The organism is Pseudomonas pudica (assembly GCF_015680405.1).
Classification (GTDB): Bacteria; Pseudomonadota; Gammaproteobacteria; order Pseudomonadales; family Pseudomonadaceae; genus Aquipseudomonas; species Aquipseudomonas pudica.
Genome location: NZ_JADLJS010000030.1, coordinates 1 through 14,742, shown reverse-complemented (window position 1 = coordinate 14,742; position 14,742 = coordinate 1). Strand labels below are relative to the sequence as shown.

Annotated in this window: 14 protein-coding genes; 10 read left to right on the top strand and 4 right to left on the bottom strand. The window is 63.6% G+C overall.

Annotated elements, in window-relative coordinates; translation table 11 throughout:
* Positions 1 to 363: 363 nt before the first annotated feature.
* The 3 genes from IRZ77_RS18990 to IRZ77_RS18980 form a co-directional block, all read right to left on the bottom strand.
* Positions 364 to 1,191: a M23 family metallopeptidase gene (locus IRZ77_RS18990; RefSeq protein ID WP_025337876.1), complete on the bottom strand. Its 828-nt coding sequence runs from the start codon at positions 1,189 to 1,191 to the stop codon at positions 364 to 366.
* A gap of 3 nt (positions 1,192 to 1,194) precedes the next feature.
* The gene (gene xseA, locus IRZ77_RS18985; protein WP_085600570.1) at positions 1,195 to 2,574 is read right to left on the bottom strand and encodes an exodeoxyribonuclease VII large subunit; all 1,380 of its coding nucleotides are present in this window, start codon (positions 2,572 to 2,574) and stop codon (positions 1,195 to 1,197) included.
* Between the two features lie 136 nt (positions 2,575 to 2,710).
* A complete protein-coding gene (locus tag IRZ77_RS18980; protein WP_196174120.1) occupies positions 2,711 to 3,589 on the bottom strand; it encodes a LysR family transcriptional regulator in 879 nt (292 codons plus the stop codon).
* A 97-nt stretch (positions 3,590 to 3,686) separates the two neighbouring features.
* Between IRZ77_RS18980 and IRZ77_RS18975 the strand changes: the two genes are divergently transcribed.
* From IRZ77_RS18975 to guaA, 4 genes are all read left to right on the top strand, one after another.
* A complete protein-coding gene (locus IRZ77_RS18975) occupies positions 3,687 to 4,442 on the top strand; it encodes a sulfite exporter TauE/SafE family protein (RefSeq protein WP_196174119.1) in 756 nt (251 codons plus the stop codon).
* A gap of 52 nt (positions 4,443 to 4,494) precedes the next feature.
* A complete protein-coding gene (locus IRZ77_RS18970; RefSeq protein ID WP_046617115.1) occupies positions 4,495 to 5,052 on the top strand; it encodes a hypothetical protein in 558 nt (185 codons plus the stop codon).
* 86 nt (positions 5,053 to 5,138) lie between these two features.
* Positions 5,139 to 6,608 carry an IMP dehydrogenase gene (gene guaB, locus IRZ77_RS18965; protein WP_046617114.1) on the top strand — a complete coding sequence of 490 codons (1,470 nt, stop codon included), beginning with the start codon at positions 5,139 to 5,141 and terminating at the stop codon, positions 6,606 to 6,608.
* Between the two features lie 78 nt (positions 6,609 to 6,686).
* Entirely contained in the window at positions 6,687 to 8,264 is a 1,578-nt protein-coding gene (gene guaA / locus IRZ77_RS18960) for a glutamine-hydrolyzing GMP synthase (protein WP_013971139.1), read from the top strand.
* Positions 8,265 to 8,324: 60 nt separating this feature from the next.
* On the opposite strand, the gene IRZ77_RS18955 is transcribed toward guaA, so the two are convergent.
* Entirely contained in the window at positions 8,325 to 9,269 is a 945-nt protein-coding gene (locus IRZ77_RS18955) for a helix-turn-helix transcriptional regulator (protein ID WP_046617113.1), read from the bottom strand.
* Between the two features lie 177 nt (positions 9,270 to 9,446).
* On the opposite strand from IRZ77_RS18955, the gene IRZ77_RS18950 reads away from it, so the two are divergent.
* The 6 genes from IRZ77_RS18950 (at position 9,447) to tadA (ending at position 14,668) form a co-directional block, all read left to right on the top strand.
* Positions 9,447 to 9,893 carry a hypothetical protein gene (locus tag IRZ77_RS18950; RefSeq protein WP_046617112.1) on the top strand — a complete coding sequence of 149 codons (447 nt, stop codon included), beginning with the start codon at positions 9,447 to 9,449 and terminating at the stop codon, positions 9,891 to 9,893.
* Positions 9,890 to 10,555 carry a hypothetical protein gene (locus IRZ77_RS18945; RefSeq protein WP_286195487.1) on the top strand — a complete coding sequence of 222 codons (666 nt, stop codon included), beginning with the start codon at positions 9,890 to 9,892 and terminating at the stop codon, positions 10,553 to 10,555. The genes IRZ77_RS18950 and IRZ77_RS18945 overlap by 4 nt, the downstream gene beginning before the upstream one ends.
* Entirely contained in the window at positions 10,515 to 11,213 is a 699-nt protein-coding gene (locus tag IRZ77_RS18940) for a hypothetical protein (protein ID WP_046617119.1), read from the top strand. The genes IRZ77_RS18945 and IRZ77_RS18940 overlap by 41 nt, the downstream gene beginning before the upstream one ends.
* A gap of 31 nt (positions 11,214 to 11,244) precedes the next feature.
* A complete protein-coding gene (locus IRZ77_RS18935) occupies positions 11,245 to 12,717 on the top strand; it encodes a M48 family metallopeptidase (protein ID WP_196174118.1) in 1,473 nt (490 codons plus the stop codon).
* 89 nt (positions 12,718 to 12,806) lie between these two features.
* Positions 12,807 to 14,189 (top strand): multicopper oxidase family protein, encoded by a 1,383-nt coding sequence (locus IRZ77_RS18930; RefSeq protein WP_196174117.1) that lies wholly within the window; start codon positions 12,807 to 12,809, stop codon positions 14,187 to 14,189.
* Complete coding sequence (tadA, locus tag IRZ77_RS18925) at positions 14,189 to 14,668, top strand: tRNA adenosine(34) deaminase TadA (RefSeq protein ID WP_046617108.1); 480 nt, start codon at positions 14,189 to 14,191, stop codon at positions 14,666 to 14,668. Before IRZ77_RS18930 ends, tadA begins: the two co-directional genes overlap by 1 nt.
* The last annotated feature ends 74 nt before the right edge of the window (positions 14,669 to 14,742 follow it).

The following is a 14,742-nucleotide window of genomic DNA, read 5'->3' as shown; positions in this document are numbered from 1 at the left end:
ACGCGATTCAGCCTGGTAGTCGGGCGCTGACCAGGCAGAGGCTGCGATGTTGTCGGAGCAGGATGAGGGTGCTGAAGGTTTTCATGCCTTCAACCCTAACCAGTGAGGTGGGGGATGGCAAGCGCTCAGGAAAAATTGAGAGGAATGCTTAAAAAAAGCTGAAAGGCGAGATTTTATCGCTGTAATTGTCAGAGTGCTTCTCTATTTTTGCGCAGTATTTTTCGATGGCGCAACACCTTGGAAGCGAGTTGACCTGCTCTGGCCTTATCGCCGGCAAGCCAGCTCCCACAGGATTACCACAGGACTTGAATCCTGCGCGGGACCTGTGGGAGCTGGCTTGCCGGCGATGCAGGCGCCGCAATCTCAGGGCTGGAACGCGCCAATGAAAATCGCCGGATCCACCCGTGCATCATTCAGGCTGACGTTCCAATGCATGTGCGGCCCTGTAGCCCGCCCGGTCGAGCCCACACGGCCTACCACCTCGCCCCGGCGCAACTGCTGCCCCACCTGCACATCGATCTTCGACATATGGCAGAACATGCTGATAAAGCCCTGCCCGTGGTCGACGAAAACCGTACGGCCATTGAAGAAGTAATCACCCACCAGAATCACCTTGCCATTGGCCGGGGTCTTGATCGGCGTGCCGGCCGGCACCGCGAAGTCCAGCCCCGCATGTGGGTTGCGTTCTTCACCGTTGAAGAAACGGCGCACGCCGAACTTGCTCGAGAGCGGGCCACTGACCGGCTTGTCGAGGATCAGGTTGCTCGGCAGGGTCGGGCTGAAGCTGCGGTATGCCTTGATCTGCTCGGCCAGCTCACGATCGATGCGCTTGAGGTCGGCCGGGTTCGGGTTGACCTGGCGGGTGTTCTTCAGGGTGATGCGCTGTTCGGGATACTTCTTGCTGCCGACCGTGAAGGGCAGGGTACGGCCGCCCTGGCTAAGCACCGCGGTGCCGGGCTTCTGGGTCAGCGGGATGCCAACGATGGCCAGCCAGTTGTCCTGCTCTTTCACCACCAGCACCGGCTTGCCGTCGAAGCGAGCGCTGGGTGCACTGGCGGCGGGGCCGAGGTCGACCACTGCCACGCCGCCGGGTACCGGCTTGTTCAGCGTGCGGGTGATGTAGCTGGCCTGGGCGCCGCCGGCCAGCAGCAGGAGGGAAAGGGCAAGCAGGGGCGCGAGCAGGCGGGGCATGTGTCAGTCCAGAAGTGAGAGGGTGACCGGGGTCAGGTGGTTGTCTTCGACCCGCACCAACAGCTCGCCTTCGTTCAGGCGGGCGGTCAGGCGCTGGCCATTGCGGGTCTGTTCGGCGCTGCGGATGGCCTGGCCCTGTTCGTCCAGCAGGATACTGTAGCCGCGGGCGAGGGTGGCCAGCGGGCTGACCACCTGCAGCGTCTGCAACTGGGCCTGGAAGCGCTGGCGGCGGTCCTTGAGCACCTCGCGCATGGCCCGTGGCAGGCGCTCGGCCAGGCTGTCCAGGCGTTGACCCAGCAGTTTCAGGGTGCGCCCCGGGTGTTGCGCGGCGAGGCGGGTGTCCAGGCGTGCCAGGCGCTCGTGTCGCTGGTTTAGGTTGAGCATGAATGCACGGCGCAGGCGCATGTCCAGGTCGTCCAGGCGCTGGGCCTGTTGGCGCAGGCGCTCGCCCGGATGGCGCAGGCGCCGGGTCAGCGACTCCAGGCGCAGGCGGTCGTGGGTCAGGCGGTTCTGCATGCGCAACAGCAGGCGCCGTTGCAGGCCATCCAGGCGTTGCTGCAGGCCACTGTTGTCGGGGGCCAGCAGCTCGGCAGCGGCAGAGGGTGTGGGCGCGCGCACGTCGGCGACAAAGTCGCTGATCGAGACATCGGTCTCATGGCCCACGGCGCTGACAATCGGCGTGGCACAGGCGGCCACGGCCCGCGCCACGGCTTCTTCGTTGAAGCACCACAGGTCTTCCAGCGAGCCGCCGCCCCGGGCCAGGATCAGCGCATCGAACCCGAGGCTGTCGGCCAGGCGGATGGCGCGCACGATCTGTGCAATGGCTTCTCGGCCCTGCACTGCGGTGGGGATCAGGTTGAGTTCCACCTGCGGGGCGCGGCGACCGAACACACTGATGATGTCGCGGATCACTGCACCGGTAGGCGACGTAATGATGCCGATGCGCTGCGGGTGGGCCGGCAGCGGCTGCTTGCGTTCGGCGCTGAACAGCCCCTCGGCACCGAGCTTTTCCTTCAGTGCTTCGAATGCCAGGCGCAGGGCGCCATCACCAGCCGGCTCGACGGTGTCGAGAATCAGCTGGTAGTCGCCACGCCCTTCGAACAGCGAAACCTTGCCGCGTACCCGCACCGCCAGGCCGTCGCGCAGTGCCTGGCGCACCCGCGTGGCGTTTTGCCGGAACAGTGCGCAACGTACCTGTGCGCCGCTGTCCTTGAGGGTAAAGTACATGTGGCCGGACGCAGGGCGGGCGAGGTTGGAAATCTCGCCTTCCACCCACACGCTGCGGAACACGTCTTCCAGCAGCACGCGGGCGCGGCCGTTGAGTTGGCTGACGGTAAGAACCTCGCGGTCCAGGCCGAGTCGTTCGAAAGGGTCTCTGATCATGGCGGGCATCATAAAGGACATCGGCCCCGGTTGTCTGTCCCGGCCCTATCGCCGGCAAGCCGGCTCCCACAGGTATCGCGCTGGCTTGGGCCTCATGCTGTCCCTGTGGGAGCCGGCTTGCCGGCGATGGGGCCTTTCAGGCCTGCATCGCCGTCACGAACTGGCGCACCATCGAACCTGCATCACGCCTGCAAGCCATCGCCACAGTACTCTCACACCCCCCCTCCAGCGCCACGAAACTGACCGACGCCGGGGCAATCTCGCGCATGCATTCGGGTAACAACGCCACCCCGAACCCCGCCTGAATCAACTGCAACTGGGTGGTCTTGCGCGACAGAACCTGCGCCGCACGCGGGAAAAAGCCCGCCTCCATGCACATCGAGGCCGACAGGTAGCTCAGCCCGCCACGATCCCGATGCGGAATCGATATGAAGCGCTCTTCCCGCAGTTGTTCCAGTTTCACCCTTGATGCGCTGGCCAAGGGATGCCCGGCGGCGACCGCCAGCAGCAGGGGTTCGCTGAACACTTCATGCAGCACCACGCCTTCATGCTGGCGCAGCACCGGCAAGCGCAGCAGGCCGATATCCAACCGCCCGGCAGCGATATCCTCCAGCTGCGCCTCCGACGACTGCTGGGCAATTTCCAGCGAAACCCCTGGGTTGTCGCGCAAGTAGTCGCCCAGGCGAGCCAGCAACGGGCCGGTCAGCGGTACGGTACTGGAGTGGTTCAGGCGCAGGCTGCCCTGCAGCCCTTCGCCAATGTCACGGGTAACCCTCTCGGCCTGCGCCAGGTCGGCCAGCAAGCGCCGCGCCCGTTCCAGAAAGGCCTGGCCAGCCAGTGTCAGGCGCGGCAGGCGCGCGGTGCGTTCGAACAGCGGCGTGCCCAATTGCTGCTCCAGTTCCTTGATCTGCCGGCTCAGCGCCGACTGGGCGATGTACAGCCGCTCGGCGGCAGCGCTGAAGCTGCCGCATTCGGCGATTTCCACGAAGTAACGCAATTGGCGGATCGACGTCATGTCATGCCTTTTCGAGATGAGTGTGGCGACAAAGGCATATTAGTCGGCATGGCTCATGGCTGGCTAACCTTTGCCTGTCTTTCCAGGAACTGCTGCCATGCTCGCCCAACTGTCGTTTTCCGGCCTTGACTGGCTGCCCATCCTGCTTGGTGTCGGCGCTGCCTACATCGTCTTTGGCATCGCCGGTTTCGGCACCGCGCTGGTGGCCGGGCCAGTGCTGATTCACTTCATGCCGCTGTCGCGGATCATTCCGCTGCTGGTGCTGCTGGACTTCGTCGCCGCCTTCGGCAACCTGCTGCCCTCGCGCCGTGATGTCGTGCGCGGCGAGTTGCTGCGGCTGCTGCCGTTCATGGCCATTGGCTGCACGCTGGGTGTGGTATTCCTGCTACAGCTGAAGTCCGACCTGCTGCTGCTGCTGATGGGCCTGTTCGTCACAGGCTATGCTCTGTACGGGCTGGCGGTGAAGGTGCGACCGGCCAGTCTGTCGGGTTTCTGGGCAATGCCGATGGGCACGGCAGGCGGGCTGTTTGGCGCCTTGTTCGGTAGTGGCGGCTTCCTTTATGCCCTGTACCTGAGCGCGCGGCTGGGGGTGAAGGAACAGGTGCGCGCTACCCAGAGCGCACTGATCAGTTGCAGCACAGTGGTGCGTCTGACACTGTTCCTGATCGCAGGCGTCTATGCCGACCAGAACCTGCTGCTGCTCGCCGCCTGCCTGTTGCCGGTAATGCTCGTCGGCCTCTGGATAGGGCGCAGGCTGACCCACCGGCTGTCCCGCGAAGCCTTCGTGCGTCTGGTCACCTGGCTGGTGCTGGCCAGCGGCCTGGCGCTGATCGGTCGCTACCTGAGCGCCTGAGCAGGCGGTAGAATTGCGCCATTACCGCAGTTTTTTCAGGCTTGTCCCGTTCATGAACACCCAGAGCATCATCGTTCCCAAACTGTCTACCGTCCCGGTGCACGAAGCCCGTGCCCGCGCCATCCTGCGCTGGCTGGTGCGCGAGAAAGTCGTCGAGGAACAGTTGACCACCTGTGGCCGCACCGGCAACCGCATGGGCCATGCCCTGGCCGAAGGTGCCCGCAAAGTGGCCCTGTATCCGGAGAAACTGCCTTTCGGCGAACAGGTCAACGGCCTGGAGGTGATGCTCAAGCGCTGCATCTATACCCCTACCGAAGGTTTTCTCGAAGAGGCCGGTTGCCCCGAGTGCCGGCGCGAGGTGGGTGAGCCGCTGTTCGAAAGCCTGGAAGAATGGATGCCGGCGGTGAGCGACAACTTCACCTGCCCGTTGTGCGGCTTCGAAGACGACATCAATGGCTTCATTTACCTGCAGCCATGTGCCTTTTCCAACCTGGGGTTCATCTTCAACAACTGGGGCGAGGCCGGGTTCACCCAGGCCTTTCTCGACAGCTTCGCCGATTGGCTCGACCAGCCGGTGACCGTGGTACAGGTGAAACTGCCACAAGGCTGACCGAAGGCCCTTATTTTGCATTGAGCGGCGCGCCGTGCATGAGTATAATGGCGCGCTTCCATTTTTCCCGCCCGGGAGCCCCCGCGATGCTGCGTATCAGCCAAGAAGCCCTGACCTTCGACGATATCCTCCTTGTACCTGGCTATTCCGAGGTACTGCCCAATGAAGTCAGTCTCAAGACCCGTTTGACCCGCGGCATCGAGCTGAACATTCCGCTGGTTTCCGCCGCCATGGATACCGTGACCGAAGCGCGCCTGGCCATTGCCATGGCCCAGGAAGGCGGCATCGGCATCATCCACAAGAACATGACCATCGAACAGCAGGCCAGCGAAGTCCGCAAGGTCAAGAAGTTCGAGGCTGGCGTGGTCAAGGACCCGATCACCATCGACGCCGACGCCACCGTGCGCGACCTGTTCGACCTGACCCGCCTGAACAACATCTCCGGTGTTCCGGTGCTGGCGAACGGCGATCTGGTCGGCATCGTCACCTCCCGTGACGTGCGCTTCGAAAGCCGCCTGGACGCCAAGGTCCGCGAGGTGATGACCCCGAAAGAGCGTCTGGTCACCGTCCGCGAAGGCGCCGACAAGAACGAAGTCCGCGAGCTGCTGCACAAGCACCGCCTGGAAAAAGTCCTGATCGTCGACGACAAGTTCAACCTCAAGGGCATGATGACCGTCAAGGACATCGAAAAGGCCAAGGCCTACCCGCTGGCCAGCAAGGACGACCAAGGCCGCCTGCGCGTCGGCGCCGCGGTCGGCACCGGCAAGGACACCGGCGAGCGCGTTGCCGCCCTGGTAGCTGCTGGCGTTGACGTGGTGGTGGTCGACACCGCCCACGGTCACTCCAAAGGTGTGATCGACCGCGTTCGCTGGGTCAAGGAAACCTACCCGCAAGTGCAGGTGATCGGCGGCAACATCGCCACCGGCGCTGCCGCCAAGGCTCTGGCCGAGGCTGGCGCTGACGCGGTCAAGGTCGGTATCGGCCCAGGCTCGATCTGCACCACCCGTATCGTTGCCGGCGTCGGCGTGCCGCAAATCAGCGCCATCGCCAACGTTGCCGCTGCACTGGAAGGCACTGGCGTGCCGCTGATCGCCGACGGCGGCATCCGCTTCTCGGGTGACCTGTCCAAGGCCATCGTTGCCGGTGCTTCCTGCGTGATGATGGGTTCGATGTTCGCCGGTACCGAAGAGGCTCCGGGTGAAGTCGAACTGTTCCAGGGCCGTTCCTACAAGGCCTACCGTGGCATGGGCTCCCTGGGTGCCATGGCACAGGCGCAAGGCTCGTCCGACCGCTACTTCCAGGACTCCTCGGCCGGCGCCGAGAAGCTGGTACCGGAAGGCATCGAAGGCCGTGTTCCCTACAAGGGCGCCCTGGCCGCGATCATCCACCAGCTGATGGGCGGCCTGCGTTCGTCCATGGGCTACACCGGCAGCGCAACCATCGAAGAGATGCGCACCAAGCCGGAATTCGTGCGCATCACCGGTGCCGGCATGGCCGAGTCCCACGTGCATGACGTGCAGATCACCAAAGAAGCCCCTAACTACCGCGTAGGCTGAGGCTTCAAGCAATACAAGCATGCGGGGCTGTCATGACAGCCCCGCGTCGTTTCCGATTTCCACTGACGAGATTGAGTCATGGCCCTCGACATTCACGCTCACCGCATCCTGATCCTCGATTTCGGTTCCCAGTACACCCAGCTGATCGCCCGCCGCGTGCGCGAAATCGGCGTGTACTGCGAGCTGCACCCGTTCGACATGGACGATGAAGCGATCCGCGAATTCAACCCGCGCGGCATCATCCTCGCCGGCGGCCCCGAGTCGGTCCACGAAGCCAACAGCCCGCGCGCCCCGCAGGCAGTGTTCGACCTGAACGTACCAGTGCTGGGCATCTGCTACGGCATGCAGACCATGGCCGAGCAGATGGGCGGCAAGGTCGAAGGTTCCGACCTGCGTGAATTCGGTTATGCCCGCGTGGACGTGGTCGGCAAGAGCCGCCTGCTCGACGGCATCGAAGACCACATCGACGCCGACGGCGTGCTGGGCCTGGACGTGTGGATGAGCCACGGCGACAAGGTCACCCAGATGCCGGGCAACTTCCACGTGCTGGCCAGCACCCCGAGCTGCCCGATCGCCGGCATGTTCGACGACGCGCGCGGCTACTACGGCGTGCAGTTCCATCCGGAAGTGACCCACACCAAGCAGGGCGGTCGCATCCTGTCCCGCTTCGTGCAGGACATCTGCGGCTGTGAAGCCCTGTGGACTCCGTCCAACATCGTCGAAGACGCCATTGCCCAGGTGCGTGAGCAGGTCGGTTCGGCCAACGTTTTGCTGGGCCTGTCCGGCGGTGTCGACAGCTCCGTCGTTGCCGCACTGCTGCACCGCGCCATCGGCGACCAGCTGACCTGCGTATTCGTCGACAACGGCCTGCTGCGCCTGCACGAAGGCGACCAGGTGATGGCCATGTTCAAGGAGAACATGGGCGTCAAGGTCATCCGCGCCGACGCTGAAAAGCAGTTCCTCGACAACCTGGCCGGCGAAGCCGACCCGGAGAAGAAGCGCAAGATCATCGGCCGCACCTTCATCGACGTGTTCGATGCCGAAGCCAGCAAGCTGGAAAATATCCAGTTCCTCGCCCAAGGCACCATTTACCCGGACGTGATCGAATCGGCCGGTGCGAAAAGCGGCAAGGCCCACGTGATCAAGTCGCACCACAACGTCGGTGGCCTTCCGGAGGAAATGAACCTCAAGCTGGTCGAGCCGCTGCGTGAACTGTTCAAGGACGAAGTGCGCAAGATCGGCCTGGAGCTGGGCCTGCCGTACGACATGGTCTACCGCCACCCCTTCCCGGGCCCGGGCCTGGGCGTGCGTATCCTCGGTGAAGTGAAGAAGGAATACGCCGACATCCTGCGTCGTGCCGACCACATCTTCATCGAAGAGCTGCGCAAGGCCGACTGGTACCACAAGACCAGCCAGGCATTCGTGGTGTTCCAGCCGGTCAAGTCGGTTGGCGTTGTTGGCGACGGCCGTCGCTACGCCTGGGTCGTGGCACTGCGTGCCGTCGAGACCGTGGACTTCATGACCGCACGTTGGGCGCACCTGCCGTACGAACTGCTGGAAACCGTCAGCGGCCGTATCATCAACGAAATCGACGGTATCTCGCGCGTTACCTACGACGTGTCGAGCAAGCCGCCAGCGACCATCGAGTGGGAATGATCCCGCCTCGCGGTTAATGAAACGGGCCTGCATTGCAGGCCCGTTTTTTTTGGCCAAGCCCTACTCGGCCCCGGGAGAATGCCCGAAATACGCCTTGTAGGCATGGCAGAAGTTGGCAGGGTTGGCGTAGCCAACATGGTAGGCAACCTGCGATACCTGCCATCGACGCTCCAGCAGAAGGGCGCGGGCCAGTTCCATTCTTTGTTGCCGAACGTATTGCAGGAGCGACCGGCCATACTCGTGGCTGAATGCGCGGCGCATGGTAGTTTCGCTCACCCCCAATTGGCGAGCGAGGGCGGCAGCAGTGGGCGGGGCGTTCAGGTTTTCGTCGAGCTGGCGGCGCGTTTCAACGGCCAGATCGCGGCGCCCCCGGTCCTGAATCTTCTCGACAGACCTGTGCCCGATCAGGTGGCTGGCCAGCTCCAGCACGATGGCCAGGCTCAGGCTCTCGCAATGCAGGCGCCTGAGCCCGCCGGTGTAGGGCGACAGATAGAGCTGCTGGAACAGGCGGCTCACCGCTGGGCACTGCGGCAACTGGTCGAAGCGCATGCCATCGGCGACCAGCGCCAGCAGAGGCTTCAACTGCGCGTCGTCCCGGGCCAGCTCGTGCAGGTAATCGCCAGCAATACGTACCCCGGCCATGCGGGCGTGACTGTTGGCGGGCAATTGGTCCTGCGCTTCCAGGCTTTCACCAAGGCCCAGCATGTGCAATTGGCCTGGGGCATAACTGTTGAGCCTTCCGTCCACCGTGTGCTGCCACGCCCCGTCGAACACCTGCACGATGCACAGGCTTTGCGGCAGCACCTTGTCGATTCTCAGCGGCTCCGGAAATTGCAGGTTGCAATCGAAGTACTGCAACCCGTCGTGTACCGTCTGCGCCCGATAGTGGCCGGACGCGCTGCCCATCACCCGCGCGCTGCTCGCGTCCAGTACACCGGCCTCGGCGAGTGACCCGGGGCTATCGAATGAAAAGTCGGTGTCGAGGTAGGGGCTGATCGATCGCATGTGCGCTAGGCATCCTTGGCTGAGGGCGGCATGGCCGGAAATGGTAACGCGTGCACATTTTCAGCGACAGCCATTGTGCGCACGGTGCTGTCTGTTGTGCGAACCGGTCAGCGGGGTTGGCTAGACGGGCCAGGCTTATTTCAATGGGCGTTTGTTCCGATTCAGGATGGAAAAGACATGCTCGCTTATCGCAAATGGACTGCCCTTCTGGTGGCTGCGCTCAGCCTGTGGCTGGGCCAGGTTCACGCTGAAGAACGGCCGGAAGTGGCTGACCAGGTAGTTGCCTACATGGGGGCGCAAGGTGCCAAGGTGTGGACGCTGCGCATCGGTGAACGCGCCGCCAACGAAGCGCTGGTACAAATCGAGGGCGTCGATCACGACTGGAACATGCGCATCCAGAAAATGCAGGTGGAGAAAACCAGCAGGGATACCCGTTACTCCACCACCGTGGATGGCAAGAAATACGTTGTGCTGATCATCCAGGGCAACTGGGGCGGCGAACTGTATCTGCCGGGTGAGGCTCAGGCAATGCAGGTCGGCTATTCGGAAGGGCTGTCGCATCAGGGCAATGCCCAGGCATTCCTTACCGATTACCTGGCAGCACAGAACACGGAGGCGCAATGACCATGGGCGATTTCAACGACCCGCTGTCCGAACTGTCTGGCTCGCTCGGTCAGGACTATGAGCAAAGCCGTGCCGCCCAGCGCGACCGAGTGATCGCTGAGCTCAAGCAAGTGATCGAGCGCGTGCCCGAGCAGAGCGAGTTCACCAACTCCCGGCGTTACCGGGTCTGGGGGCCAGTATTGTTGCTGGGTTCACTGATCATCACGGCCGTGACATTCAACCCTGAACGCTTGGGGGCGGTTGCAGCCGGTGTCTTCATAACCTTGATTGCAGCGGCGGTGACCTGGCAACACCGTAATGCCGGTACCCAGGTATTCATGCGCCTGACCCGTCGGCAGTTGTTCGTCGATACGCTGGATGCACCGGTAGACCTGGCGGAAGTGGAAGACGTTTCGGTCAAGGATGAAGGGCTGGTCATGGTGCAGACGCTGGAAATGAGCAGCGAAGCCGTCCTGCCAAAGCATCATGTGGTGAAACTGCAGTTCTTCGGTAACCAGGCCATGGTGTTGAAGAAACCGCGACCGCAGATCCGCATCATGTCCGCAGGCCTGGCCAGCAACGGACGCAAGCTGGGGAACGAGGAAGTGCTCGCGCTGCTGGCAGCCTACCGCGATGCGGCACATGCGCAACGGCAACTGGATCTGTTGCAGAACGATGGATAACGGCGAACGCGAAGCCCACCTCGCGTACCTGCAGGCTCAGGCTGATGGCCCCACCGACAGCTTCGTACTGCTGGAGCATTCGCTCGGCAAGGCGCTGGCATGTGCTGTGATTGGCCTGTTGTTCGGCGCGCTGGGCATATGGCTGACCGCTCTGGCGGTGCGGTTCAGTCACAGTGCCAGCAGCGGTGTCATCTGGCTGATGTCTGGTTTCGGCCTCGGCCTGGCCGGCGTCGGGGTGGTGGGGCTGGCCTGTGCCGTCGTGCTATACCGCCGGCACGGCAAGCGGGTGCTGAGCGTGACACCAGATACCCTGTGCTTCGCCAACGCGCAGGCGCCGACCCCACTGCACGCCTTCGACGGCTTCGAGGTCGAGCAGGGTTACTTCACTACCCGGCTGATCTTTACCGTGTCGGCGTTCAGCCATGCACCAGTACTGGCACCGGCCTGTTTCAGGGCGCTGGCCTCGCCTGACGCGGTGGTCGTCGCGGGCGGCTTGCGCGTCAGGCTTTGGTTTTGCACGCCCGTCGTGGCCGGGCGCCGCCTTGGCCTGCAGGAACTGGTGGATCTGCTTTATGCCTATGTGCAAGCGGCCCAGGCCAGGCGTACGTTGGCGCAGCTGTTTCCGGGTGTGGCGCGTCTGGGTGAAGCGGCCAGATGAGCCTGATCGTGACCATTGGCGCTCTGGGGCAATGAAGCGCTTCGGTTGGGGCCTGATCCTGCTGCTGTTGCCTCTTGTGCTGTTTGGCTGGGGTAAAGTGCAGTACTGGCGGGCTGACACGGCGCAGGATCAGGCCCGGACCATACGGCAATGGCTGGCTGCCCCCAGTGAGACGTTGCTACGGCAATTGCCGTGGGAAGCCCGCAAGGAGCTTGCCAGGCATGTCGATACGCGGCAGGCCCTGCAGCGCCAACTGGACCTGCTCAATGCGGATCGCCACTGGGTAAGCGTACGCAAGGTGATGGCCAGTATGAGCTGCTGGCTGGCAGTGGCCGCTTTGCTGGCAGGCCTCTGGGCCTGGCTCAAGCTGAAGTTGGACGCCTGGCGGGCGCTGCGCTCTGCGGCCTATCTTTATGAACGCATGATGGCCAACTGGCAGGCTCTGGGCTGTTGCTTGAGTCTCTACATGGTCATGCTTGCCGGTTCACTGTGCCTGTTGCTGCTCTATGAGGCCAGTTCCGGAGCAAGCCGCGCAGCGCAGGGCGGCATGACGGTGCTGGTCGTGGTGCTGCCGCTGGCCTCAGTCCTGGTTGTGTGTGTTCGCCAGGTCTGGCGAATGCGTCGGCACTGGCCGCTGATGCAGTCTCCAACCGCCAGTTTTCTCGCCCGCCCGCTAGGCAGGCAGGCGACGCCAGCGGTGTGGCAGTGGATCGAGACCTTGGCAACACAACTGCACGCGCCTGTCCCGGACCATATCGTGGTCGGCCTTGACCAAGGTTTTTTCGTCACCAGCGTTCCGATCCTGCTGCAGCCCGGTGGGCAGGTCCTCAGGGGGCGCACGTTGTATCTGCCTCTACCTTGCCTGGCCGCCTTGAGCCAGGCCGAGGCGGCCTCGATCATCGGTCACGAACTGGGCCATTTCAGGCGCCGTGATACGGAGCGGGGCAGCGAAACCAGTGCTCGTTTCAGCCTGATGTGCGCGCATTATTCGGCCATGGTCGGCGACGAGGATGCTCCGCGCTGGGTGGTTCGGCCCACCTTGTGGCTGGCCGGGCAGTTCTTGCACCATTTCCAGCTTGCGGTTCATCACTGGGGGCGTGCACAGGAATTGCTGGCTGATCGGGCAGGTGCCGAGGTCGCTGGCCCGAAGCTGTTCGTACAGGCGCTGTTACGGGTGATTGCCCTGGGTCGGGTGATCGACGGCTTGTTGGTCGCACACGGTGGCAGCAACCTTTTGCAGGCGCTGGCAGCGCACCTGCAAGGCACGCCGTTGCAACTGGGCGAGGAAGTGCTGGGGCTGGCCACTACCCATCCGTTCGATACGCACCCCGACCTCGCCACGCGCCTGAGCAACCTGGACATCCTGCTCGACCCGCAATTGCTGCAGGCCGCCTTGCGCGTGCCGTCCGCTGGTGACCAGCAGTGGTTCAATGACCTTTGTCTGGCTCCAGGCAGCACTTGCGATAGCAAGGCTGCGGGCAGCATCCAAAGAGACTTCACTTAATATTTCCCATTTGCAGGTGTATCGTATTCGCCCTTCATCGCCAGCCATGCTGGCAGCTTGATTGCGCAGAACACGAGGTACCCGCACCGATGTCCTTCACCCGTCGACAAATGCTCAAGGGCCTGACCGGCCTGGTTGTGGTTGGCCTGGGCGCCGGTGGCGCGGCGCGTTACTGGCTGGGCAAGGTCGAAGACGACAATGCCGGCCACGACTACGAGCTGATCGCAGCGCCACTGGACGTCGAACTGGTGCCCGGGCACAAGACCGAGGCCTGGGCCTTTGGCCCGTCGGCACCGGGTACCGAGTTGCGCGTGCGCCAGGGTACCTGGCTGCGGGTGCGTTTCATCAACCACCTTCCGGTCGAAACCACCATCCACTGGCACGGTATCCGCCTGCCGCTGGAAATGGACGGTGTGCCCTATGTGTCTCAACTGCCGGTCAAGCCGGGCGAGTACTTCGACTACAAGTTCCGTGTGCCGGACGCCGGCAGCTACTGGTATCACCCGCATGTCAGCAGTTCCGAGGAGCTGGGCCGTGGCCTGGTCGGCCCGCTGATCGTCGAGGAACGCGAGCCGACCGGGTTCAAGCATGAGCGCACGCTCAGCCTGAAGAACTGGCACGTGGACGAGCAGGGCGCCTGGTTGCCGTTCAGCATCCCGCGTGAGGCGGCGCGCAACGGCACCGCCGGGCGTCTGATCACCATCAATGGCCAGGCCGATTCGGTCACCGAGCTGCCGGCCGGCCAGGTGGTGCGTGTGCGTCTGTTGAACCTCGATAACACCTGGACCTACCGCATCAATCTCAAGGGCAACTGCGAAGCAAGAATCTATGCCCTGGACGGCAACCCGGTAACCCCGCGCCCATTGGACGATGACTACTGGCTCGGTCCAGGCATGCGTATCTGCCTGGCTATCCGTATTCCCGAAGTGGGGGAGGAGATCTCCCTGCGCGACGGTTTCGTGCGCCTGGGCACCCTGCGTTCGGTGGCCAGCAGCGGCGCGCCGAGCGACTGGCCGCCGGCGCTACCGCCCAACCCGATCGCCGAGCCTGACCTGGAGAATGCCGAAAAGCTCAACTTCAATTTCGAGTGGGCGGCGAAAGTCTCGGTCACTACGGACCAGGACAGGCCGTCGAGCATGTGGCAGATCAACGGCCAAGCCTGGGATATCACCGACAAGACCTGCGCCGAGCGGCCGATTGCCACGCTGAAGAAGGGCAAGAGCTACATCTTCGAGCTAAAGAACATGACCCAGTACCAGCACCCGATCCACCTGCACGGCATGAGCTTCAAGGTGATCGGCTCCAACCGCCATGACATCAAGGAGCCGTGGTTCACCGATACCTACCTGCTGGGCAAGAACGAGCGCGCCCAGGTGGCGCTGGTGGCGGATAACCCGGGCACCTGGATGTTCCACTGCCATGTCATCGACCACATGGAAACCGGCCTGATGGCCGCGATCGCGGTGGTCTGATGCGCCCGCAGATCATCGATCGCAGTCGCGATCAGGAATTCATGCGCCTGGCCCTGGCCCTGGCTGCCCAAGGCGCGGCCATGGGCGAGGTGCCGGTGGGCGCGGTACTGGTGCAGCATGGGCAGGTGATCGGGCAGGGCTTCAACCGGCCGATCATCGACAGTGACCCCAGTGCGCACGCCGAGATGGTGGCCATTCGCGCGGCGGCGAAATCCGCCAGCAACTACCGGCTACCCGGCAGCACCCTGTATGTGACCCTGGAACCGTGCAGCATGTGTGCGGGGTTGATCGTGCATTCGCGGGTGATGCGGGTGGTGTATGGCGCGCTGGAGCCCAAGGCGGGGATCGTGCAGAGCCAGGGGCAATTCTTCGGGCAGGGCTTCCTGAACCATCGGGTGATGGTGGAGGGCGGGGTGCTGGCGGAGGAGTGCGGGCAGATCCTCAGTGACTTCTTCAAGGCCCGCCGGGCCAAGTCTTGACCTGCACCGGCCCCCGAGGGGGGGTTGGCCCGGCGGGGGCGGGGGGGGGGTTTAACGGGGGGGGGCGGGCCCCC

Bases quoted from the DNA above. Each gene is read 5' to 3' on its own strand.
- IRZ77_RS18980 (WP_196174120.1), bottom strand. From the start codon at position 3,589: ATGACGTCGATCCGCCAATTGCGTTACTTCGTGGAAATCGCCGAATGC.
- IRZ77_RS18970 (WP_046617115.1), top strand. From the start codon at position 4,495: ATGAACACCCAGAGCATCATCGTTCCCAAACTGTCTACCGTCCCGGTG.
- IRZ77_RS18990 (WP_025337876.1), bottom strand. From the start codon at position 1,191: ATGCCCCGCCTGCTCGCGCCCCTGCTTGCCCTTTCCCTCCTGCTGCTG.
- IRZ77_RS18940 (WP_046617119.1), top strand. From the start codon at position 10,515: ATGCGCAACGGCAACTGGATCTGTTGCAGAACGATGGATAACGGCGAA.
- guaB (WP_046617114.1), top strand. From the start codon at position 5,139: ATGCTGCGTATCAGCCAAGAAGCCCTGACCTTCGACGATATCCTCCTT.
- guaA (WP_013971139.1), top strand. From the start codon at position 6,687: ATGGCCCTCGACATTCACGCTCACCGCATCCTGATCCTCGATTTCGGT.
- IRZ77_RS18935 (WP_196174118.1), top strand. From the start codon at position 11,245: ATGAAGCGCTTCGGTTGGGGCCTGATCCTGCTGCTGTTGCCTCTTGTG.
- IRZ77_RS18930 (WP_196174117.1), top strand. From the start codon at position 12,807: ATGTCCTTCACCCGTCGACAAATGCTCAAGGGCCTGACCGGCCTGGTT.
- IRZ77_RS18955 (WP_046617113.1), bottom strand. From the start codon at position 9,269: ATGCGATCGATCAGCCCCTACCTCGACACCGACTTTTCATTCGATAGC.
- IRZ77_RS18950 (WP_046617112.1), top strand. From the start codon at position 9,447: ATGCTCGCTTATCGCAAATGGACTGCCCTTCTGGTGGCTGCGCTCAGC.
- IRZ77_RS18945 (WP_286195487.1), top strand. From the start codon at position 9,890: ATGACCATGGGCGATTTCAACGACCCGCTGTCCGAACTGTCTGGCTCG.
- xseA (WP_085600570.1), bottom strand. From the start codon at position 2,574: ATGATCAGAGACCCTTTCGAACGACTCGGCCTGGACCGCGAGGTTCTT.
- IRZ77_RS18975 (WP_196174119.1), top strand. From the start codon at position 3,687: ATGCTCGCCCAACTGTCGTTTTCCGGCCTTGACTGGCTGCCCATCCTG.
- tadA (WP_046617108.1), top strand. From the start codon at position 14,189: ATGCGCCCGCAGATCATCGATCGCAGTCGCGATCAGGAATTCATGCGC.